Source organism: Emticicia sp. TH156 (assembly GCF_002855535.1).
GTDB lineage: Bacteria > Bacteroidota > Bacteroidia > Cytophagales > Spirosomataceae > Emticicia > Emticicia fluvialis.
This window is the reverse complement of record NZ_PKRS01000009.1, coordinates 77,514-100,178: the sequence shown is the minus strand read 5'-3', so window position 1 is coordinate 100,178 and position 22,665 is coordinate 77,514. Positions and strand designations below refer to the sequence as shown.

Annotated in this window: 14 protein-coding genes; 9 read left to right on the top strand and 5 right to left on the bottom strand. The window is 41.3% G+C overall.

Translation table 11 applies throughout. The features are described from left to right. Positions 1 to 22 precede the first annotated feature (22 nt). Both C0V77_RS17125 and C0V77_RS17120 read right to left on the bottom strand, forming a co-directional pair. Positions 23 to 1,585: an NAD(P)/FAD-dependent oxidoreductase gene (locus C0V77_RS17125; RefSeq protein ID WP_101727576.1), complete on the bottom strand. Its 1,563-nt coding sequence runs from the start codon at positions 1,583 to 1,585 to the stop codon at positions 23 to 25. 22 nt (positions 1,586 to 1,607) lie between these two features. Further along, complete coding sequence (locus C0V77_RS17120; RefSeq protein WP_101727575.1) at positions 1,608 to 2,303, bottom strand: gamma-glutamyl-gamma-aminobutyrate hydrolase family protein; 696 nt, start codon at positions 2,301 to 2,303, stop codon at positions 1,608 to 1,610. Positions 2,304 to 2,612: 309 nt separating this feature from the next. Here C0V77_RS17120 and C0V77_RS17115 point away from each other — a divergent pair, with 309 nt between their 5' ends. The 3 genes from C0V77_RS17115 to C0V77_RS17105 all read left to right on the top strand — a co-directional run bounded on the left by C0V77_RS17115 (position 2,613) and on the right by C0V77_RS17105 (position 8,791). Next, positions 2,613 to 5,792, top strand: coding sequence for a PAS domain S-box protein (locus C0V77_RS17115; RefSeq protein ID WP_101727574.1), 3,180 nt, complete (start codon positions 2,613 to 2,615; stop codon positions 5,790 to 5,792). Between the two features lie 134 nt (positions 5,793 to 5,926). Next, complete coding sequence (locus C0V77_RS17110) at positions 5,927 to 7,342, top strand: inorganic phosphate transporter (RefSeq protein WP_101727573.1); 1,416 nt, start codon at positions 5,927 to 5,929, stop codon at positions 7,340 to 7,342. A gap of 132 nt (positions 7,343 to 7,474) precedes the next feature. Continuing rightward, a complete protein-coding gene (locus tag C0V77_RS17105) occupies positions 7,475 to 8,791 on the top strand; it encodes a porin (protein ID WP_229236307.1) in 1,317 nt (438 codons plus the stop codon). Here the strand turns inward: C0V77_RS17105 and C0V77_RS17100 are convergent. Beyond that, on the bottom strand, positions 8,788 to 13,272 hold the full coding sequence (locus C0V77_RS17100) for a translocation/assembly module TamB domain-containing protein (protein ID WP_143706120.1): 4,485 nt from the start codon (positions 13,270 to 13,272) through the stop codon (positions 8,788 to 8,790). The genes C0V77_RS17105 and C0V77_RS17100 overlap by 4 nt on opposite strands. Before the next feature lie 199 nt (positions 13,273 to 13,471). Between C0V77_RS17100 and tsaD the strand changes: the two genes are divergently transcribed. Further along, positions 13,472 to 14,470: a tRNA (adenosine(37)-N6)-threonylcarbamoyltransferase complex transferase subunit TsaD gene (gene tsaD, locus C0V77_RS17095; protein WP_101727737.1), complete on the top strand. Its 999-nt coding sequence runs from the start codon at positions 13,472 to 13,474 to the stop codon at positions 14,468 to 14,470. A 62-nt stretch (positions 14,471 to 14,532) separates the two neighbouring features. Here tsaD and C0V77_RS17090 read toward each other — a convergent pair whose 3' ends face one another. Then, positions 14,533 to 15,891 (bottom strand): vanadium-dependent haloperoxidase, encoded by a 1,359-nt coding sequence (locus C0V77_RS17090; RefSeq protein WP_173830562.1) that lies wholly within the window; start codon positions 15,889 to 15,891, stop codon positions 14,533 to 14,535. Positions 15,892 to 16,298: 407 nt separating this feature from the next. Here C0V77_RS17090 and C0V77_RS17085 point away from each other — a divergent pair, with 407 nt between their 5' ends. The 5 genes from C0V77_RS17085 to C0V77_RS17065 all read left to right on the top strand — a co-directional run bounded on the left by C0V77_RS17085 (position 16,299) and on the right by C0V77_RS17065 (position 21,624). Beyond that, positions 16,299 to 17,537 (top strand): HD domain-containing protein, encoded by a 1,239-nt coding sequence (locus C0V77_RS17085; RefSeq protein WP_173830565.1) that lies wholly within the window; start codon positions 16,299 to 16,301, stop codon positions 17,535 to 17,537. Between the two features lie 132 nt (positions 17,538 to 17,669). Further along, the gene (gene lpxD, locus C0V77_RS17080) at positions 17,670 to 18,728 is read left to right on the top strand and encodes a UDP-3-O-(3-hydroxymyristoyl)glucosamine N-acyltransferase (protein ID WP_101727734.1); all 1,059 of its coding nucleotides are present in this window, start codon (positions 17,670 to 17,672) and stop codon (positions 18,726 to 18,728) included. Between the two features lie 32 nt (positions 18,729 to 18,760). Continuing rightward, on the top strand, positions 18,761 to 20,152 hold the full coding sequence (locus C0V77_RS17075; RefSeq protein ID WP_101727733.1) for a bifunctional UDP-3-O-[3-hydroxymyristoyl] N-acetylglucosamine deacetylase/3-hydroxyacyl-ACP dehydratase: 1,392 nt from the start codon (positions 18,761 to 18,763) through the stop codon (positions 20,150 to 20,152). A 58-nt stretch (positions 20,153 to 20,210) separates the two neighbouring features. Further along, positions 20,211 to 21,011 (top strand): acyl-ACP--UDP-N-acetylglucosamine O-acyltransferase, encoded by an 801-nt coding sequence (gene lpxA / locus C0V77_RS17070; protein ID WP_101727571.1) that lies wholly within the window; start codon positions 20,211 to 20,213, stop codon positions 21,009 to 21,011. After that, positions 21,001 to 21,624, top strand: coding sequence for an ATP-binding cassette domain-containing protein (locus tag C0V77_RS17065; RefSeq protein ID WP_173830561.1), 624 nt, complete (start codon positions 21,001 to 21,003; stop codon positions 21,622 to 21,624). Before lpxA ends, C0V77_RS17065 begins: the two co-directional genes overlap by 11 nt. A 7-nt stretch (positions 21,625 to 21,631) precedes the next feature. Here the strand turns inward: C0V77_RS17065 and queG are convergent, their stop codons facing one another. Then, positions 21,632 to 22,570 (bottom strand): tRNA epoxyqueuosine(34) reductase QueG, encoded by a 939-nt coding sequence (gene queG / locus C0V77_RS17060; RefSeq protein ID WP_101727569.1) that lies wholly within the window; start codon positions 22,568 to 22,570, stop codon positions 21,632 to 21,634. Positions 22,571 to 22,665 lie beyond the last annotated feature (95 nt).

Below are 22,665 nucleotides of genomic sequence, written 5' to 3'. Positions count from 1 at the left end.
GAAGCGGCTTTATGAGCCGCCCTTATTCATTTATTAATAGCTTTGCGGCATTTCTGCCGGGTATGCCGCTTACTGCACCACCTCTGGCCGCGCCCGAGCCGCAGAGTAATATTTGGTTGCAGGGTGTCTCTACACCCCATTTTCCAACAGCATCATCACTTTCAGCATAAAACCATGACAACCCGTTATGAAAAATATTGCCCCGTGGCATGCCCAGTTCTTTTTCAATATCCACAGCGCTTTTGGCTTCAATGCACCAGTTGCCGTTTTTATCCTGAGCAAGACAATCTTCAATAGGCTCGGCTAAATATTCGTTAATTCCTTTCAGAAATTTGTCTACTACTTCGGCTTTTGCCGCTTCATTGTCTTTAATAAACAACTCATACGGCAAATCAAGCCCGAATACGGTCATGGTATGATAGCCTTGGGCTTGCAGGTCATCTGACAAAATAGATGGATCTGTAAGTGTATGGCAATAAATCTCACAGGCAATGGTATCAGGAATTTTACCTGATGCAGCCTGCCTGAATGTCTCCTGCATTTGAGTAAATGACTGATTGATATGAAATGTACCCGCGAACGCCTGTTCGGGCGTTATGCTTTTGTCTTTTAACTGAGGCAATTTTTTCAAAAGGAGATTTATCTTGAAAGCCGTGCCTTCTTCAATACTTACAGGTGGTTGAGCAGAGTTGCCAAGCAGTTTTTCCAGCACTCGTGGTGCAGCGTTTACCAGTACATCTTTTGCCTTTACCATTTGCTGACTGGTTTGCCGGCTGAATGTTATTTCGGCAACCTCCCCTGTTTTTATGCGCTCGACTGATGCGCCCGTCTTTAGTTCAACTCCCAATTCTTGTGCTTTGTTAATCAGTTGTGCAACCAGATTCCCCATGCCACCCTGTGGCACACGCCACTCACCGGTTTTATTGCCAACAACATGGTAAATAAACGTTCGGTTCTGTAGCAAACTATGGTCGTGCGCATGTGTGTAAGACCCAATCTTGGCATCAGTCATCAGCACTCCGCGGAGTATATCTGACTGCACATTGGTTTCAATTAATTGCCCGATTGGCTCTTCTACAAAGCATTTCCACAGCTCTGCGTGTCCCTTACATTCAAAAAAGGTTTTCCATTCTTCTTTACTTTTCAGTGGCTGCAAAAAAGAATCCCAAATCAACCCGGCAAAAGTTTGTTGTTTTTGCAGTATAGCCTTATACCCCTCCCACTCTGCTTGGCCATATCCTAAATCTAAAACTGATTTTCTCGATACCTCTTCATCTACATTGCTTATCAGTAAGCCCTTGTGCACTCCATCCTGAACGTATGGCGTATAAGAAGCCACTGCTCTGCGGAATAGCTTCACATAAATATTCAGTTCATCAAATATCTCTTCAGGAAATAAACTTACCAGATAAGAATATCGCGACAGGTAGGCCTCATAATCCGGAAATACTCTTTGCGAAGTTGTGCCTCCGCCTATGTAATCATTTTTTTCAAGCACCAGCACCTTCTTGCCTGCTTTAGCCAGATAACAGGCAGCCACCAGCCCGTTGTGTCCACCACCAATAATAACCGAGTCGTAAATCATAGATACATTCAATTATAATAGCTCATCTACCAGAAGCGGCGTTGATAAAAACTTCTCTTATACGGTAATTGAACGGGTTATGCTCATTTTCAATCCGCTCCGGGTGCCACTGCACCAGCGTAAGCGCATGGTCTGACACCGCTTTCCACTCCAGCCCTTCCACAATACCGTCTTCAGACATTGCATTAATTTTCAGGGTTTGGGCAGGAATATCTACCGACTGATGATGCGCTGAATTAATTTCTCCACTGGTGGCTCCGGCAATACCTGCCAGCGTAGAATCAGGAGATACTTCAATCAGATGGTATCGGTCTTTTCCTTCATAATATTTTGAATGATTATTCTTGCCAATACTCGGTATATCACCTATAAGCGTACCGCCTAAAAACACATTCACGAATTGCAAACCTCTGCAAATCCCTAATAATGGCACCTTATTTGCGAAAACGTACTCACATATCTTCCACTCAAATTCGTCCCTTTTTTCATCCATAAATTCAGAGTTGCATAAGGGCAGATTCTCTGGTTTAAAATAAAACCGCGGATTCACATCTTCTCCGCCCGTCAGTAGCACACCATCGCAAAACTTTACATCATCCAGATTATTCTGCCGGTATCCCAGCCTGATTATTTTTATGTCTGCATTTTGCCTCAGTATCCATTTTTCATAGATAGGGTGTTTGTCGCCGCAGTCAGTAATGCCAATTGTGATGCTCATTTATTAGTTTATTTTTACTATGTATCCTCTTAATAAGTTATTCAGCGTTTAGTATCATAAAGGCTTATATATTCAAAAAAAAATATCCAATGGTATGATTTTTGTTAATTTTACGTTTACATTATTCGCAAAAATTGCAATTAATTGTGCCAAAAACAAGTAATGCACATCAGGCTTTTTGATTACAAAGACTAACATCCTATTTAAATTAGTTTACAATCTACACTTAAGAAAAATTTGTTTTGATCAATTTAAAATCAAGGTTGAATACGTGCACCATTAATCAAATTTTGTAGAATTGAAATTGACATGGATAAAGATATACCCGTACCCCAAAATGAGAAAGAAAGGCTTGAGGCACTCAAAAGCTATTGCATTCTTGATACGCCCTTTGAAAAAGAGTTTGATCGCCTGACCACGCTGGCATCAGTTATTTGTGGGGTTCCGATTTCAATTATTACTCTGCTCGATGAGAATAGGCAATGGTTTAAATCAAACATCGGACTTAATGCCCCAGAGACAGCAAGAGATATTTCTTTTTGCCAGTATACCATACTGGGAGATACAGTAATGGAGGTTGAAGATGCCACCCAAGATAATCGTTTCTGTAATAACCCTTTGGTACTGGAATACCCGCAGATCAGGTTTTATGCCGGTTACCCCTTGATTGACCCAAACGGATTCGCTTTGGGTTCTTTATGCGTGATAGATCAGAAACCGAATAAGTTAAATGACGATCAATTACTGACGCTTGAAATTCTTGCCCAGGAAGCCATCAGCCATATTGTATCTAAAAAGAAAAATGCAGAACTCGAAAATTATGAAAGACTATTCAAATTGTCGAGTGATTTAATCTGTATTACAGGGGAAGACAAACATTTTAAGAAAGTAAACCCATCTTTTAGCAAAATACTGGGCTGGACAGAAGAAGAATTAAAATCTAAACCAGCTATTGAATTTTTAAAACCGGACGACAAAGATGAAACCTTAAACTATGTATATAGTTTAACGGATGACAGCCAGACTATCTCGTTCGATAACAGGTTCTCTGCACAAGACGGAACCTATCGATTAATAAACTGGTCAGTAAACAGAGATAATAACACCAAAGAGAATTTCGCTATCGGAAGAGATATCACCAATCAACGTAAAGTTGAAGCAGAATTGATAGAAACCAAAAATTTGCTTGAGGCGGCCAACCGGGTTGGCAGAATCGGTAGTTGGAAGCTGGACCTTGAAACCGAAGCCGTAACATTCTCTGAAATTGCAAGGGAGATACTTGAAACCAACCCTGGCATTCCTGTAACTTATGAAGATAGCATAGTTTTCTCAAAAGACCCACAAACGAGGTCAAATATTGAAGCGCTCATTGACCATGCGATTCATACAGGCGAACCATTTGATACCGAATTAGAAGTTATAACTGCCAATGGAACCCCAAAATGGATAAGAGCCATGGGCGGCATTGAGTATAAAGCCGGCCAGCCGAGTTTCATTTTGGGAACGATTCAGGATATTGATAAAGAAAAGCACATAAATATTGAGTTTAATAAAATATATACCGAGCTTAAAGCTATTATGGATGCCGATTCCGGCATTGCTATTATTACCACTCATTATGACGGCATTATCAAGACTTTTAATAGAGGTGCGGAAATAATGCTTGGCTATACCGCTGACGAAATGATTGGCTTAAAGCGTGCCGATGTATTTCATGACCAACAAGAAGTTGAAACTTATGCCCAAAAGGTTTCAGAAGAATTAGGTATTCAACTGAATAGCGCCGGGGAATCCCTGATTGCCAAAGCCCGCCTCGGAAAAACAGATTTTAATGAATGGACCTACATCAGAAAAGATGGTACCAGAATTACGGTCGAATTATCATTGACACCGCTCAAAAACTCGGAAAATCAAATATCTGGGTTTCTTGGCATTGCGAAAGATATAACCGATAAAAAATACTCTGAACGACTACTTCAACTAAGTGAAGAGCGACACCGAGGGTTCTTTGAACACTCGCAAGGGTTAATGTGTACCCACGACCTGAAAGGGAGGTTTCTTTCAGTAAACCCTGCAGGTGCTTATTTGCTGGGATACTCTGCTTCTGAAATCCTCCAGAAAACCCTTTATGATTTAGTACCACCAGAATATACAGACAGAGTAACTGAGTATCTGCGCGATATTCATGAAAAGGGCTACTTCAAAGGCTTAATGCTTGTTCATCATAAAGATGGTACCCTCAGAACCTGGATGTATAACAATGTATTATCTGAACTTCTGGAAGGTGAAAAGTATGTTATTGGCAATGCGGTTGATATTACCGACCGCATTGATATGGAACAGCAACTTATCAAAGCAAAAGTGCAGGCAGAAAAAAATGCACATGCTAAAGATGTGTTTCTTGCCAATATGAGTCATGAAATCCGGACTCCGATGAATGCCATTGTCGGGTTTGCCAATTTATTGAAAGACAGCACGCTGACAGAGGAGCAGTCTGAATACTTATCTTATATTATTATCTCAACCCAGAATCTACTGGGTATCATTAACGACATCCTGGACCTGTCAAAAATAGAATCAGGCCATATAGTTATAGAAGAAGTACCATTCAGTATTAAAGATATCGTAAAAACAGTAAAAAATATCTTGCAGGGCAGAGCCAACGAAAAAGGGCTTGAACTTACATGCACTATAGACGAAACAATACCTGAAAATGTATTGGGCGACCCAACCAGACTGAACCAGATTTTACTTAATCTGGCCAACAATGCAGTAAAATTCACAAATGAAGGCGTGGTTAATATTGAAGTTCAGCCGGCTGATTGTACTGAAACAGAAGTAACTGTATTATTTAAGATTTCCGATAGCGGTATTGGTATTCCACAAGATAAGCTATCCATGATATTTGACCGGTTTACTCAGGCTAATTCAGATACTACGCGCAAATTTGGAGGAACCGGCCTTGGTCTTAGTATCTCAAAATCATTGGTAGAACTTCAGAATGGTAACATTTTTGTTGAAAGTAAAGAAAACCAGGGTTCTACTTTTGGGTTTTTAATTACTTACAAAAAAATTGCTGCTTTGCCACAAAAAGCCCAGGGCAATAGCACCAACACACTCACAACCAACAAAGAGATAAAAGTATTGCTTGTAGAAGACAATGTTTTAAACCAAAAACTGGCGTTAAGGGTACTTGAAAAGTTTGGCTTTGAAGCCGAATTGGCCCCAAACGGAAAAATTGCAATTGAAAAGGTAAAGACCCACAAATTTGATATTATTCTTATGGACCTCCAGATGCCTGAGATGGACGGGTATCAGGCTACTGTAGCCATTCGTGAAGATTTGAAAGATGAAACCCCCATTATTGCCATGACGGCCCACTCGTTGGTTGGTGAAAAAGAAAAATGCCTGAAAATTGGCATGAATGAGTACATAACCAAACCGTTTAACCAGCGGGAGTTATTCGACAAGGTTGTGAAATTTGCCTGATACAGCCGGCAGCCCTACAACCTTTACAATTTCTTAACATGGTTTTTTTCGGGTATGGAGGAAACTTTCGGATTTTTGCGACCAAATAAAAAACACCAATATAATCGTACTGTTATAACTAAACCCAATAAATCATGTTTGGCTTAGAAACCGACATTTTCCTACTACTCTCATTCTGCCTTCTGGCAGCCTGCGCTTTTGAATTTATTAACGGTTTTCATGATACTGCCAACGCTGTTGCCACTGTTATTTATACCAATTCACTTAAGCCAACACAGGCCGTTGTCTGGTCTGGACTAATCAATTTCATTGGTGTATTAACCGGTGGTGTTGGTGTTGGTATGAGCATAGTAAATCTATTGCCCGTTGAGCTACTGATAGACCAGAACGTATATCATAGTATTGCAATGGTACTGGCTTTACTGTTCAGCGCTATTATCTGGAACTTCGGCACCTGGTATTTTGGGATACCGGCGTCCAGTTCTCATACACTTATTGGCGCTATATTAGGGGTAGGTCTGGGTTACGCCCTTTTGCCAGATAACGCCTCAGGCGTGGCTGCCGTAAACTGGGACAAAGCAAAAGAAATTTTCTATGCGCTCTTTCTATCGCCGTTGGTTGGTTTCAGTTTAGCGGTTATCCTGATGTTTACACTTCGAAGAGCCTTGAATAAAGATATCAGAAAACAGATTTTTGATGAACCCAAGAAAAACGAAGAACCTCCGTTCTGGGTAAGAGCCATACTTATTACCACCTGTACTCTCGTAAGCTTTTTTCATGGCCGTAACGACGGGCAAAAAGGTATAGGTCTGGTAATGCTTATTCTGATAGGCATATTACCGGCTTACTTTGCCATTAATAATACGATTGATTTTAAACAGATTAAGCCTGACCTTGACACCATATCGGCCAAAGTGGCGCTGATTGATACCGCTAAGACCTCAGTAATCGAAAAAGGAAGAATAGCCCAGATTAAAACAAGTGTAAGTTTTCTTCAATCGCTGGCTGATAGTAACAAAGTAAGTAAAGCTAATGCATTGGCTGCCCGTAAGGCTTTATTAACTATTAGTGGCAACGCTAAAAAACTGGTTGACGACCCTGATGTAATTTTAAGTGACGCCAACAAAGCAGAATTAAAAGCAGCCGCTGTACAGGAAGAAAAAGGAATCAGAAAATATACCGACCATGCCCCAATGTGGGTTATCCTGATGATATCGATGTCGTTAGGCCTTGGCACCATGATTGGCTGGAAGAGAATTGTAGTTACCGTTGGCGAGAAAATCGGCAAATCGCACCTGACTTATGCACAGGGTGCATCTGCCGAACTGGTTGCGGCTACAACCATCGGGCTTGCCTCATGGTTTAAACTACCGGTTAGCACCACCCATTCGTTGTCGTCTGGTATTGCCGGTACAATGGTTGCCAGCAAGGGTATTAAAAACCTGCAGTCAGGCACTATCAAAAACATTGCGTTGGCGTGGGTTCTTACGCTTCCTGTAGCCATTATTTTGTCTGCAACATTATTTCTGTTTTTCCGCTGGTTGTTTTAACAGATTTTCTGGTAATTGCAGTCAATTACAGATTTCAGGAAAATCCGGGAATCCGGAGGGGGTTGGGACTCCCTCCGGATTCTTATTATTTTAATTAAGTGTTCAATTGTTTTATTGAACCCAAACACCAATATGAAATTTTATTTGAATCCATTCTTAAAGGCAGGCTTTTTCTGCCTGTTTTTAGGCTTGCAGGTACCCTCCGTATTGGCACAAGACCATGGCTCACTGACAGAAATTGATACTACCACTGCCCGCAAACTTCTTTCTACATTCCGTAAATATGAGTACATTGGTATTGGGGGGTACATTCAGCCTCAGTTTCAATGGATACAAACCAAAGGCGCCAGAAACTTTAACGGTGGCGATTTCCAACCCAATGCCAGCAACAGGTATATGATGCGCCGTGGCCGTATCCGCTTCGACTATGCCCGTTATGATAAATTCAATAATCCGAAACTATATTTTATTTTCCAGTTTGATGGTACCGAAAGAGGCATCTTTATCCGTGATTTCTGGGGGCGCATCTATGAGAATAAATTCAACTCTTTTTATCTTACTACAGGTATGTTTGCCCGCCCGTTTGGTTTTGAGGTAGGATATGGCTCGCCAGACAGGGAATCACCTGAAAGAGGAAGGATGTCTCAGATACTCATGAGGGTTGAACGTGATTTTGGCTTTATGGGAACCTTTGAACCCCGAAATAAAACCGGTTTTCTGAAATATATAAAATTTGATGCAGGCGTATTTAACGGGCAAGGTGTAAATGCCGTAGCCGACTTTGATAATCATAAAGATGTGATTTCCAGGTTATCGCTTAAACACTACAAACTTGCACCAAAGTTAATAGTAAGTGGCAGTATATCTGGTTTTTTTGGTGGAATGGAGCAGTTTACCAACAAAATTTACAGAATAAACGGAACTGCCAAACAATTTACAGTTGATTCTTCTGCTTCAAACCTGGGCAAAATTGCACCCAGAAATTATTATGGCGCCGATATACAAGTCAGGATTCCGAACCGAAGAGGCGAAACGGAGTTCAGGGCAGAGTATATCAGAGGTACCCAGACAGCGGTGCAAAGTACCACTGAAACACCTGCTGTAATACCAATGGAGAACAGTAAACCTATACCGCTTTATATCCGTAATTTTGATGGTGCCTATTTTTATTTTTTACAACAGCTTGGCAGCAAAAAACACCAGATTGTACTGAAATACGACTGGTATGACCCCAACAAAAAAGTAAAAAACTCACAAATAGGCACTGGTTTTACTGCGGCCGACATAAGATTCAATACTTTTGGGTTTGGTTACCTTACTTATCTGAACGAGAACGTAAGACTGATGCTTTGGTATGAAATGCCCAAAAATGAAAAAACTAACCTGAAAGATTATACTGAAGATTTGAAAGACAACAATTTTACCTGCCGCGTGCAATATAGATTTTAATTTCTTTTAAAAGTAATCGTATCTTGATTGGATTTTTTTGATGTAATACCAACCGGTACCACTCTGGCCGGCCGACGTCTGAAGATAGTATTGAAATTACGCGTATGCTGCAGGCTTACACCATTAACAGTAACGTTATTGTTGAAGTTATAAAAATAGTTGGGTACATTTCGGCTGTAGGCCTTTAAACGCCAGCTACCCTCTTCGTTGAGCATCCATTCTACCTCACCACCATAAAAGTAGTTGCTGGCTGTTTGTTCCTGGTTTTGCAGTATGGTATTATTTACACTCAGTTTCAGACGATTGTTGCTGAAACGGTATGAAAAGTTGAGTTGCATGTTATTAAACAGGCTTTGACGCACGTTGCTCAGCACACCTAACTGAACCCCGACTTCAAGATTTGGGTCAAGTTTTGATGCAATAGTACCCAATTGGTTGGTAAGTAAATTACTTACGTTGTCTAGCAATAGCTGAGAATCAACCGCATCTTTAAAGCTGTTGTCAGAGAAGAGCCTGTTCAGGGCGGTAATGCCTACAAAGTTATTTGCAAGTAATTGTTCATCATTCCTTAGGCGTTGCTCAAATGCAATTACCTGCGGCTGCAGGTTGAGAGGTATCCGGCGTAAATCAAACTTGATGTCGTACTTAATTGACGGCTTCATCAGCTTGTCTGTCAGGGTTACATAAGCATTTACCGGATACGGCGTTTTTAATTCAGCACTGTTTGTAGTTGCCGACACGATACCATCTGGCAATAAAACATTAGCAGTTACAATGGCATTGATATTCACATCGGCATCGTAGGGGTCGCCAGACCACCTGATCCAGCTACCTTCCGCAATATCAAATTTTCTCACTCTCGATATATTCTGCAAGCTAAAATCGTACTTTCCGCTTTTGATAGTATAGGGGCCTGTCATTGTAAAACCTCCACGCGTATCGTATTCAATGCTCAGGCGTCCGCTTCCTACGGCTGTTAGCATATCTTTGTTGCTACGGTCAAATATCACCTCACATATAGCATCTGGCGTAAAGGTAAAGTTAAAAGCCATCTTTAAACTTCCGGCCTCGCTGGTTATAACCGAATCACTCTTGACGTTTTTTTCCTTAGGTAACTTTGTATTTTTACTTACAAAGCTGATACCATCCGTTTCGGTGTCAACGCTGGTGGCTCCGTCAAGCGGTATGGTAATTCTGGTTCCGGGTTTGCTTGTCAGGTTGCCCGTAATAGCTACGTGCTTAAAGTTTCCGGTTATATGCATATCGCCCGCCGCATAGCCAACACCATAAAAATCTTCATTATCTTTAATACCTGTATTCATTATTCTGAAACCGTCTCTACCCCTCATGTAAGCATGTAAACCGAGCATAAAATTGCCGCCACCACCATTAAAAATACCTCCGGCCAGTTCTGCTTCATTACCGTTGATGAGGGCATCACGCACCTTGAAACCCTTTTCAACCACAAAGCCTTCTTCATTAAAATTAACCTTGTCATCAAAATATACTAGGGCTTTCAGCTCATTCACTACAAGGCTGCCTTTATCTATGTCAATACTTCCGCGTATAACGGGGTCACGAGGGGTTCCTCTGACAGACAGTTTACCAGAAGCATAACCATGAATATCTGAAAAAATATCATCAACAAATGATTCAGAAATTTCAAGGTCGGCCTTATTTAGCCCGGCCTCCAGGTTAAGCGAATTTAACTCATTTTTAGGGTCATAGGTACCTGCAACTCTGAATATCTCCTTATCAAGCCTGATAATATTACCAATAATGTTCAGTTTCTGTACCTGATTGTCCCATAGGGCTTCACCGGCAATTGTTCCTATCAGGCTTGTTTTATAGATAAGGTCATCTACATCAAATTTACTGGTAACCAACGCATCTTCAAATACATCGGTCATTACCAGTTTGCCATTCAAAATACCTTTCAGGTCAATATTAGACAAGGGCTTAATGGTTTGTAAATCAAAGTCATGTATATCTACGTAGGCTTCTTTTCTGCTATCGGCTGAAATAAGGCCGTAGACAGATATACTTTGCTTTTTGTTAGACACCACCACATCACGAAACTCAATATCACCACCGCCAAACTTAATAATATTGTTTTTGTCTATTTCCCAAACATCGCCAAGTAAATCCAGGCGCGTATTTCTGGCATCAAAAGCCAGGTCAATTCCTTCAGGCAAAAATTTAAGCTCGCCAAAAACCTGTGCCCTGTTGGTACTTTTTTGCTGCCTTATTTTAGAATCAAATTTTATGATGTTGTCAAGCCCCCAAACGCCATTTACCTCCAGGTTTTCAGTTGGCTCCATGCCACCCAGTTTCTGCTTTTGTGAATTAAAAACCAGAGAAGACAATATGCCCGGAGCATTAATCTCTTTTGATGTAAAGAAATCAAGGTCGTTATTATACAAGGCAAAACTTCCGTGTCTGAGCGTATCAATTTTACCATTAAGAGACACCTCAATGGTATTTCTGATGTTCATTTCTCCGCTTAAATCTGTATTAGGCGACACGTAGAGATCAGGATAAAAATAAGCAAAGAATGGCTGAGACTGCTTGAATTGAACTTTATACGACAGGTTGTATCGGGGTTGAGCGTTTTTGCCCGGCAATTTTGAATAATACGCAAGACGACCGGCTTCAGTATCTGAAAAGTACTGGATATACTCTTTAGAAAACCTCGACACATCATTAATAACCTGGCTCGGAGTAAATTTGCCGGATAAATCAATATTAAAAAACTCTGATAACAAACTAATACGTCTTGAATTGTTTTCAAGGGCTGAGGTAACAAAAACCGAATCGATACCCAGTAATCGCTTATCATATTGCATTACCGTATGCAAAAGCTGCGCCTCGCCTATCCAGTTATCTAATTCATTGCCCTGAAAATCAAGATTTAGCTCCGACTTCAATTTTACATCGTTGTCTGTATACCCAAGGGCTTTTAGATTAGCGTTCTGAAGCTTACCGTTGATATCGAACTTGTTGAGCGCCTTGCTGAAATCAATACTGCCGGTAACATCAAAGGTAAGGTTAGTGTCTTTTACGCTTACGCGGCCGTCAAACAAAGACTGGCTCATGGCGCCGTTTACGTCTATATTCTTGAAGTCATATCCATTAAAGCCAATATGCTTTATGTTACCGTCAAAATTGAGTAGCGCATCTTTAATTGTAAGGCCCTTACCTTTTATGGCACCGTTGAACGACATTTTCTGCAGGGTCTTTTCCTGATTCACCAATTTGCCGAGGTCCAGATTATCAACTCTAAGGTTACCCGTGTATGTGGCCAATGCTTTGTTATCAGGAATCTTCATGGCAATTTTACCAGAAACCGACCCTATCTGGGTTTTAATATAGGCCGTAGTTGAAAAATCATCATAAGGCCCTTTAAAGGTACCAGAAAAGTTAACTACCCCCAGTTTGTAAATATGTTTGGTATATACTGAGTCTCCGGCATACTGGCGGGCATCGGGCGCATCTATTTGAGACGGCCGCCAGTTTAAATCCATTACGGCTTTCCTTAGATCGGGCATATTCCTAAACGCGATATCGCCGTTCAGGTAACTGTTCTTTCCGAATTTCAGGTTAAAATTATTCACTCTGAAATTGTGTACTGTGCCTTTAAAATCACCATTGAGCAGATAATTTTCATGATACTCATACATATCGGGTGCAAATCTGGCTAAATCCTGGGCATCTATTTCACAATCATGAAGGTCGCCGGTCATTTCTACTTTTTCATTAAAGTCCTGAAAGTCGCGGGGTGTAATGTACTTGAAATGAACCGACCTGCGAAGCACAGAATTATTGATGTGCGCATAGAGGTCATCAAACCTCATGTGCTGACGCGAGTAGAAAAAGCGGGTCTTCAGGTCTTTAATTTCCAAATTACTGCGTCTGTCAACTCCCTTTAAATCTTTAAGGCCGAATTTTATGGTATCTCCCTGAATAAAAAAGTTTTTTAGCAGGCCCTGTACTTCATGTACCGTAAAGTTGTTGTAGTCAAACTCTTCTTTAGGAAACCGCTGTTCGTCGGGGTCTTGCAGTGTAAAAGTTCCCCCCTGTATATAAGCCTCGTCTATCGTAAACGGGATATTGCGTTCTACATAAGGTTTGGTGGTATCTCTTGGCGGTGTTGTAAGCTCTTCAATTCTGGCAATCCATTTATCAATGTTCAGGTCGCCGTCTTGTTCATAAATCAGCTTCACACGCGGGCTCATTACCATCACGTAGTCAAGATTATTATCAAAAGCCAGAAAAGTATCCCAGTCAAATTTAAAGTTGGTTTTGGTATTTACGTACAGCTCCTTCACAAAAATCATTTCCCGGTTTTTGTAGTCGTAAATAGTAATGTTCTGAAGGGTAATCTCGTCAAGCCAGGTGAGTTTGGCTTTTTCAATAGTAACTTTTGAACCCAGTTTTTTTGAAAGATACTCAGTTGCGCTTTGCAGTGTAAGTGTTTGCACTACCGGTAATTGTATGGCGTAGAAGATTATCAATATCCCCAGAAAAGAGCAGAGAATAAGATTGGGTAGTAGTCTTGCTAGTATTTTAAACGCCTTACGCAAAATAATTGACAAATAAATTAATTAGTGAATTACTCTATAGTAATTTTGCAACAGAAAAGGTTTTTTGACCTTCGAACACAAAATTTTGTCTAAAGTATTGAATATCCTAGCAATTGAATCGTCCTGCGACGAAACATCAGCAGCTGTTATTTCTAACGGTAAAATCTGCTCTAACATTGTTGCCGGCCAGTTAATTCACGAGCGTTTTGGCGGTGTAGTACCCGAGCTGGCCTCGCGCGCTCACCAGCAGCATATACTTCCGGTGGTAGAAAATGCCTTAAAAAAAGCAAATATAACAAAAAATCAGCTAAATGCTATAGCTTTTACGCGTGGCCCGGGGCTTCTGGGCTCGCTGCTGGTAGGCACTTCGTTTGCCAAAGCCATGGCATTAGGGCTTGCTATACCGCTTATTGAGGTTAATCATATTCAGGCACATGTACTGGCACATTTTATTGATAAGCCTGCGCCGTCGTTTCCTTTTTTGTGCCTCACTGTTAGCGGCGGCCACACCCAGATTGTGCTGGTGAAAGATTACCTGCAAATGGAAATAATAGGCGAAACTCAGGATGACGCCGTTGGAGAAGCCTTTGACAAAACCGCCAAATTGTTGGGTTTGCCGTATCCGGGCGGGCCGCTGGTTGACAAATATGCCCAACAGGGAAATCCTAATGCTTTTGAGTTTCCGTTGTCTGAAATGCCGGGTTACAATTTTTCATTCAGTGGTATAAAAACTTCTATTTTGTACTTTTTAAAGGCAAATCAGGCTAAGAACCCAGATTTTATTGAAGAAAACATAGCTGATATATGTGCAAGTGTGCAGCACACTTTAGTAAAAATGCTTTTACAGAAACTACGCAGGGCAGCCCGCGAGCTAAACATTAAAGAAGTTGCCATTGCAGGAGGGGTGTCGGCCAATTCAGGATTAAGAAAAGCGATACTTGAAATGGGAGAAAAGGAAAAATGGCAGGTGTATATTCCGGCATTTGAATACTGTACAGATAACGCCGGCATGATTGCCATGGCTGCCCATTTTAAGTATCAGAAAGGCGAGTTTACGTCGCAAGAGGTAAGCCCACTGCCACGTATGGAATGGTAAAATACAATAAGCGCTCTTAAACAAAGACGAGCCTCGTTTTCACAAGGCTCGTCTTTGTTATACTATTTGGCAGCAACACTGCTTTTTCTTCTGGTTTGGGCAACCTGCAATACGTGCTGCCCGATTTTTATACCACATTTATTGCCTTCGTCGCATCCTGACCAATAGTGAATACCACCATATAAACGGCTGACACTGGCCATAAGTGCGGCTTCTCTGAACGACTGGAACGACATAACCCCGTGGCCGTGCTTGTATTCTGTAGAATCGGTAAAGGCTACCTTATCTCCATGCACAAAACTTAACACCTCTGCTGCCGCTGCCGATATGGTGCTATGCCCGCTTGTATATTCAGGAAATGGCGGTGTTTGTAAAAATGGCTGCCATTTGGGGTCTAGTTCCTGATTGATTACGGTCTCTGGCCGAACTTTTACGCTGCGGTATTTTTCTCTCCAGCAACTGATAAAGCCATCAAGTAGTGCCACTGATGCAAGCATGTATCCCTCAACGCTTTTCTGAAAAGAGGCCTTAGTTTTGCGCGAAACCGTGGTGTGAATGGCAAGCCAATGGCCTCCGGGCGTCATTTTTTTATTGGCAAACATCACGTGTCCCATTACGTTCATCACAAAAGGATTATCATCCCAAAACCACGCAATGCGTTTTTGCTCTTCGGTTAGTTTTTTGCCAAGCTCATACACCTCAAAGGTTTCTTTCCAGAAAGCACTTTTTCTGTCTTTATTATACATGGGCGGTGGTGGTGGCGGGTATTGACCTGACGAGTCAAGCGCAAAAGCACGAATTTTGTTCCATTCGGGTTCGCAGGCATCGGCATAGGCCGGTGGTGTAGGCACCCAGGTACCCGGCTGGTTGGTTACAGTAAATCTGATACCGCGGGTCTGTTTATATTTATCGCCACCCGAATAACGCATTACATGAGCAGCTACACTGTCGCCATAGGCCATTGAGCGCTGCATCACATCTTCGGGTATACCCATGTCTTCATATTTTTTAAAGAAGCCTTTTTCGTAATCATCAAAGAAGTTACCTGAAAAAGTAAGCGTTCTGGCCACTTTCAAAAAGGCTTTGGTACTGGCAAGCGGAAAACAGTATTCTTTACCTGCCTCGGGCTGTGGGCCTTCTTTGTATCCTTTCAGCCTACCTCCCATTGTCTGATACTCCGGAAAACCCGGCACCATAGCTTCGTACCCGGCCAGATTGGCGTAGGCATAAATGCGGCTGGCCACAGGCGGTTTAAAAATGTCATGGATAATAACATCCGTAAGCAATTCTACTGACTGGTGATAAAGCTCTGGGTCAGCAGCTTTAGCGTTGTAGACTTTAGCATCGCCTTTTGGTTTACAGGCATTAAACAGCAAGCCCATCAGAGCAGCGCTCAGAATGAGAGATAATTTTTTAATCATGAGTAGTGTAAAAACTAAAACTAAAAAAAACACAATTATTAAGTGCAAATCTACAAAAATTACTTTTTAAAATTTGATGATTTTTATCATTTTAATAATAATTGCTAATCATTAAAAATTTCAGAGCGATATTCCGGTTACATCACAAATTTCTGGCTTTCAGTAGTATAAAACCCACAATTTTTAAAAACCTAATCTTTAGCAGGCCATTAGCCTGTCTAATTATTTGGTGGGTTTTTGGCGTCAATTTCACTTATCAGAAAAATAAATTATAAATTTCATTATCATTTTCAGCCTTTTCACAACCAATTACGTCTTGTTTATGTTGATTGTCTGAAAACCTGACAAAATTCATTTATACATTTGCGCCCAATGCCGATATCGGAAGCGGCCATACCAGATACTCTTTGATGACGACCAATAAAAGAAAGATATTCAATGACCCGGTTTATGGATTTGTAACAATTTACTCTGACTTAATCTATGACCTGATTGAGCATCCTTATTTTCAACGCTTACGCCGTATCAAACAACTGGGAATGGCAGAGCTGGTTTACCCCGGCGCCCTGCATACACGTTTCCACCATGCCATGGGTGCCATGCACCTCATGCAGGAGGCCCTGTTGGTATTGCAATCTAAAGGAAATATTATTTCTGAAACCGAGTTTGAATCTGCACAAATAGCCATTCTGCTGCACGACATTGGCCACGGGCCGTTTTCTCATGTCCTTGAATGCTGCATTCTGCAGGATGTATCTCATGAAAAAATCTCTGCCCTGCTGATGGACCGCCTCAATAAACAGTTTGACGGACGTTTGACTATGGCTATACAAATGTTTAAAGGCAACTATGCGCGTGATTTTTTCCACCAGCTGATTTCAAGCCAACTGGATATGGACAGAATGGACTATCTGAACCGGGACTGTTTTTTTACAGGCGTAGCAGAAGGAACCATTGGTGTAGACAGAATTATAAAAATGCTTAATGTGGCAGGCAATAAGCTGGTTGTAGAAGAAAAAGGTGTATTGAGCGTAGAAAATTTCCTGAATGCCCGCAGGCTAATGTACTGGCAGGTGTATTTGCACAAGACCGCCATTTGCGCCGAAACCATGCTGATTAAGATTATAAGCAGGGCAAGAGAGCTGATTCGTAACGGAGAAACACTGTTTGCCAACCCGGCATTTATGGTTTTTCTGAAAGAAAATGTTACCTTGAAGGAATTTGAAAGCAATGATACTTATTTGCAATCGTTTACTCAATTAGATGATTACGACATCTGGGCTTGTATAAAAATGTGGCAGTTTCATTCTGACAAAGTTCTGTCAACCATCTGCCGTGATTTGATGAACCGAAATTTGTTTAAAATCAAACTTTCAAATAACCCGATAGACCACACACTCATTAGTTCATTAAAACAGTCGCTGCTTGACAAAGGCATACCTGAAAATGAGCTACATTGTTTTATTATTGAAGGCGATGTAAGCAACAAAGGATACGTTCATGGAGACGAGACCATTTACATCAGCACCAAAAATAAAGACGTGGTTGATATAGCCGATGCCTCTGATTTACCGACCATCAAGGCATTAAGCAACATCGTTAAAAAATACTATGTATGTTGGGGCAAAAATGTATATTTGCAATGATTTTGCTATGTTGTAAGGTATTTTTGCATTATTCTAAGAATATTTTCGACAAAAATTATTTTGCCGACACTTAATAAAACAAAGTGGTATATTTTCCAACTCATGCAAAGTTTAAACTCGCTGAAGTATTATATGCAATTTACAATAAAGCAAATAGCACATCTGCTAAATGGAGAAGTAAAAGGAGATGAATCCCTGACAATCAGTAATTTAGCAAAAATAGAAGAAGGTAAAACTGGTGATATTTCGTTCCTTGCGAATCAAAAGTATGAGCAGTTTATCTACACCACAAATGCCTCAGCTGTAATTGTCGGCCGTGAATTTGAGCCCAAAAAAAGTGTTTCTGCCACGCTTATTGTTGTAGAAAACCCCTATTCATCATTTACTCTGCTACTTGAGGAATACCAAAAGTTTTTGAATTTTTCTAAGATTGGCATAGAACAACCCTCTTATACAGGCGAAGGAGCCGAACTCGGAGAGGGTATTTATCTGGCCGCTTTTGCTTATGTAGGTAAAAATTCAAAAATAGGTAAAAACGTTAAAATTTATCCGCAGGTTTATATTGGAGACAACGTAACCGTGGGCAACAATACCATTATCTATGCAGGTGCAAAGGTGTATAGCAACACTGTAATCGGAAATAACTGCGTTTTGCACGCAGGTGTAGTAATTGGCAGTGATGGATTTGGTTTTGCACCACAACCTGACGGTTCGTATAGGGCTATTCCGCAATTGGGGAACGTTATTTTAGAAGATAATGTAAGTATAGGAGCCAATACCACTATTGATTGTGCCACTATGGGGTCTACAATTATAAGGCAGGGTGTAAAGATTGACAACCTGGTGCAGATTGCCCATAATGTAGAAGTTGGCAAAAATACCGTTATTGCAGCACAGACAGGCGTAGCGGGGTCATCAATTATTGGCGAAAACTGTGTTATAGCAGGCCAGGTTGGTATTGTGGGCCATATAAGTATCCCGAATGGCACCAAAATTGGAGCCAAGTCTGGTATTAACAGAACTTTTAAGAAAGAAAATACTTCAGTCTCGGGTGTACCAGCCTTTGAGATTAACGATTATCTGAGGTCAACAGCTATTTTCAGAAAACTACCTGTTCTGGAAAAACAGGTACGAGAACTTGAAAAACGTTTGGAAGAGCTCACCAGCGAGGGAGCCTTTACAGAGGTATAGATTAGCTGACACCGAAAAATATGATATTGCCAATGAACGTAAAACAACAAACCGTAAAAAAGAAAGTTTCAATTTCGGGCGTAGGTTTGCATACAGGCGAAAAAGTAACGCTGACCATTCAACCTGCTCCGATTAATCATGGGTATAAGTTTCAGAGAATCGACTTAGACAACAAACCAATCATTGAAGCCGATGTAGATTATGTGGTAGACACCTCAAGAGGTACAGTGCTTGAAAAAGAAGGTGCACGCATACACACTACAGAGCATATTCTGGCCGCCCTGGTAGGTTTGCAGATTGATAATGTCCTGATTCAGCTTGATGGACCTGAAATTCCTATTCTTGATGGAAGCGCAATTCAGTTTGTTGAGTTACTGGAAGAAGCCGGTGTGGAAGAACAGCCCTCTTTACGTAACTACTATGAAGTTACCGAGGCTATTCATTACCGCAACGACGAACGCAGTATAGAACTGGCAGCATTGCCACTTAATGACTACCGCCTGACGGCAATGGTTGATTATAACTCGGCCATCTTGCACAGCCAGCATGCCCAGTTACATAATATAGCGCTTTTCAAGAACGAAATTGCCCCTTGCCGTACTTTTGTGTTTTTGCACGAGTTGGAAGCCCTTTTTAAAGCAGGCTTAATTAAAGGAGGTGATATTGGCAATGCCGTTGTGATTGTTGACAAGGAGGTGTCGGAAGACGAAGTTGAAAATTTATCAAAGCTGCTTAACAAGCCTAAAATTCAGGTAGGTAAAACCGGCGTATTGAACGACACACCGCTGCGTTTTTCTAATGAACCTGCCAGACATAAGTTATTAGATGTAATGGGAGACCTGGCATTGGTTGGTCGCCCGTTGAAAGCCCATATTCTGGCCGCCCGCCCGGGTCACACGCCTAACGTAGAGTTAGCAAAGAAAATCAAAAAACAAATGCTTGACTCGGCCAAAAGTGCCCCACAGTATGACCCTAATACCCCTCCGGTGTTTAATGTAAATGATATTGCCAAGCTGTTGCCGCACCGTTATCCGTTTGCACTGGTTGACAAAATTGTTTACCTGGACGGCCAAACCGTAGTAGGTATCAAAAATATTACGATGAACGAGCCGCAGTTTACGGGTCACTTCCCGGAAAACCCCGTTATGCCCGGTGTGCTTCAGATTGAAGCCATTGCGCAAACAGGGGGTGTGCTTGTTCTAACCTCTACCGGAAACCCAGAAGCGTACTGGCCGTATCTGGTAAGTATAGATAACTGCCGTTTTTACAGAAATGTGTTACCGGGCGACACACTTATTATCAGATGCTCTCTAATAAACCCAATGAAACTGGGTGTAGCAAAAATGCATGGAGAAGCGTGGGTAGGCAAAACTCTTGTTTGCGACGTAAACATGACGGCCCGTCTTGTTAAAAAAGCTAAATAAGCAGGTATGAATACCAGTCTTATGAAGCAAAACATTCTAAAGCAATAATCAAACAATTATGAATCAACCATTAGCATTCATACACCCAGACGCCAAAATTGCACATAATGTAGTTGTAGAACCATTTGCTGTAATTAATAAAGACGTTGAGATTGGAGAAGGGACATGGATAGGCTCGCACGCCATTATTATGGAGGGTGCCCGAATCGGCAAAAATTGCCGTATTTTTCCGGGAGCAGTTATTTCTGCTGTTCCGCAGGACCTAAAATTTAAAGGAGAACAAACCGTAACAATTATAGGCGACAATACCACTATCAGAGAATGTGTTACTGTAAACAGGGGTACTGTAGACAAGTATCGCACTGAAATTGGTTCTAACTGCCTGATAATGGCTTATACACATATAGCCCACGATTGTATCGTTGGCAACAATGTAATTCTGGCCAACTGTGTGCAATTGGCAGGCCATATTACCGTGGGAGATTATGCCAATATTGGTGGGATGTCTGCCGTGCAACAATTTGTTAAAATAGGCAAGCATACTTATATTGGCGGCTGCTCACAAATCAGAAAAGATGTTCCGCCTTATATCAAGGCTGCCCGTGAGCCGCTTTCTTATGCGGGTATCAACTCGGTAGGTTTGCGCCGCAGGGGGCATTCAGATGAGAAAATAGCAGAAATACAGGACATCTATCGTTATATTTATCTGAAAGGTTTAAATAACAATGAAGCTGTAACACAGGTTGAGCTTGAGTTTCCTGCTACACCGGAACGTGACGAAATATTGAATTTTATTTCTAATTCTGAAAGAGGAATCATCAAAAGCCCGTTAAAAAAAGCCTTGGATAGTGAAAATTGAGCTGGCTAATATAGGCAAGAAATACAGAAACGAATGGATTTTTCGTAACACTAACCTGACCTTCTCAAGCAACGAGAGTTATACGTTTGTCGGGCCCAATGGAAGCGGAAAATCCACTCTTTTACAAGTAATTGCAGGTTCTCTGCCGCAGTCTGAAGGCCAGCTTGCCTATATTGAAAACGGAAAGGTTTTAAGTATCGAAGAGTTTTATAAGAAAATCACCATTGCTGCTCCTTACCTTGAATTGATTGAAGAATTTACCCTGCTTGAAATGGTAGACTTCCATATCAAATTCAAACCGCTTAAAAACAACATTTCTCCTGTTCAGTTTCTTGACTTGATTCAGCTTGCGCATCACAAAAATAAATCAATCAAAAATTTCTCGTCAGGCATGAAGCAAAGACTGAAACTCGGGCTTGCTTTTTATTCTGATTGCCCGGTTATTATGCTCGACGAACCGACATCCAATCTGGATGCGCAGGCTTCAGGATGGTATTTGAGCCAGGTAGAACAGCATACCCAAAACCGCCTGCTGATTATCTGCTCAAACCAGCCACAGGAATACACATTCTGCAAGAATATAATAGATATAAGAGATTATAAATTAAAATGAAGAATCTTTAGTCTGTTTTAAGAAACGTAATATTTCTTCGGAGCCCCTCCAGTTTGGTGCGTTTGACGGCTGACCGCCTGAAGATTTCCTGAAACAATTCTTCGGTAATTTCTTCCCAGTCTTTTCTGGTAAATTCTTTTAACTGTGGATTCACCTCAAACTGCGCCGTTTTGTGAGGCCGGGCAAAAGAGTTCCAGGGGCATACGTCCTGACAAATGTCGCAGCCAAACATCCAGTTGTTAAACTTCCCTTTCATCTCTTCCGGAATAGCCTCTTTCAATTCTATTGTAAAATAGCTGATACATTTACTGCCATTAACCACGTAAGGTTCGGTAATTGCATCGGTTGGGCAGGCGTCTATACAACGCGTGCAGGTACCACAGTAATCTTTTATAGGGCCATCTGGTTCCAGTTCCAAATCACAGATAATCTCACCGATAAAGAAAAAACTGCCAATTTCGCGGTTTATCAGGTTGGTGTGTTTACCTACCCAGCCTACCCCACTCTTTTTGGCCCAAACTTTATCCATCACCGGTGCCGAATCAACAAACACTCTGCCATTTACTTCCCCTATTTCATCAGCTATTGCCTCTACTAAATCTTTCAGTTTGTCTTTCATTACAAAATGATAATCGGTTCCATAAGCGTATTTCGACAATTTAAGGTCTGAGGCAGATTCAGACAGGGTTTGCTCCGGATAATAATTCAGAATTAGCGTAATAACAGATTTTGCGCCGTCAACCAGCTTACGGGGGTCTAATCGTTTATCAAAATGATTGGCCATATAGGCCATTTTACCGTGATAGTTCTTATTGAGCCAGGCCTCAAGGCGCGGGGCTTCTTCTTCCAGAAACTCAGCTTTAGATATGCCACAAAAATCAAAGCCCAATTCTGTGGCTTTGGTCTTAATCAGATTGGCATATTTTACAGCGTACGATTGAAACATACCGCAAATATAGAGTTAAACTGGCTGAAAGATTTTAAAAGGCATATTTTAAAGCACGCTTTACGCTGTACCGCAAAATAACAATCCGGCCAGAG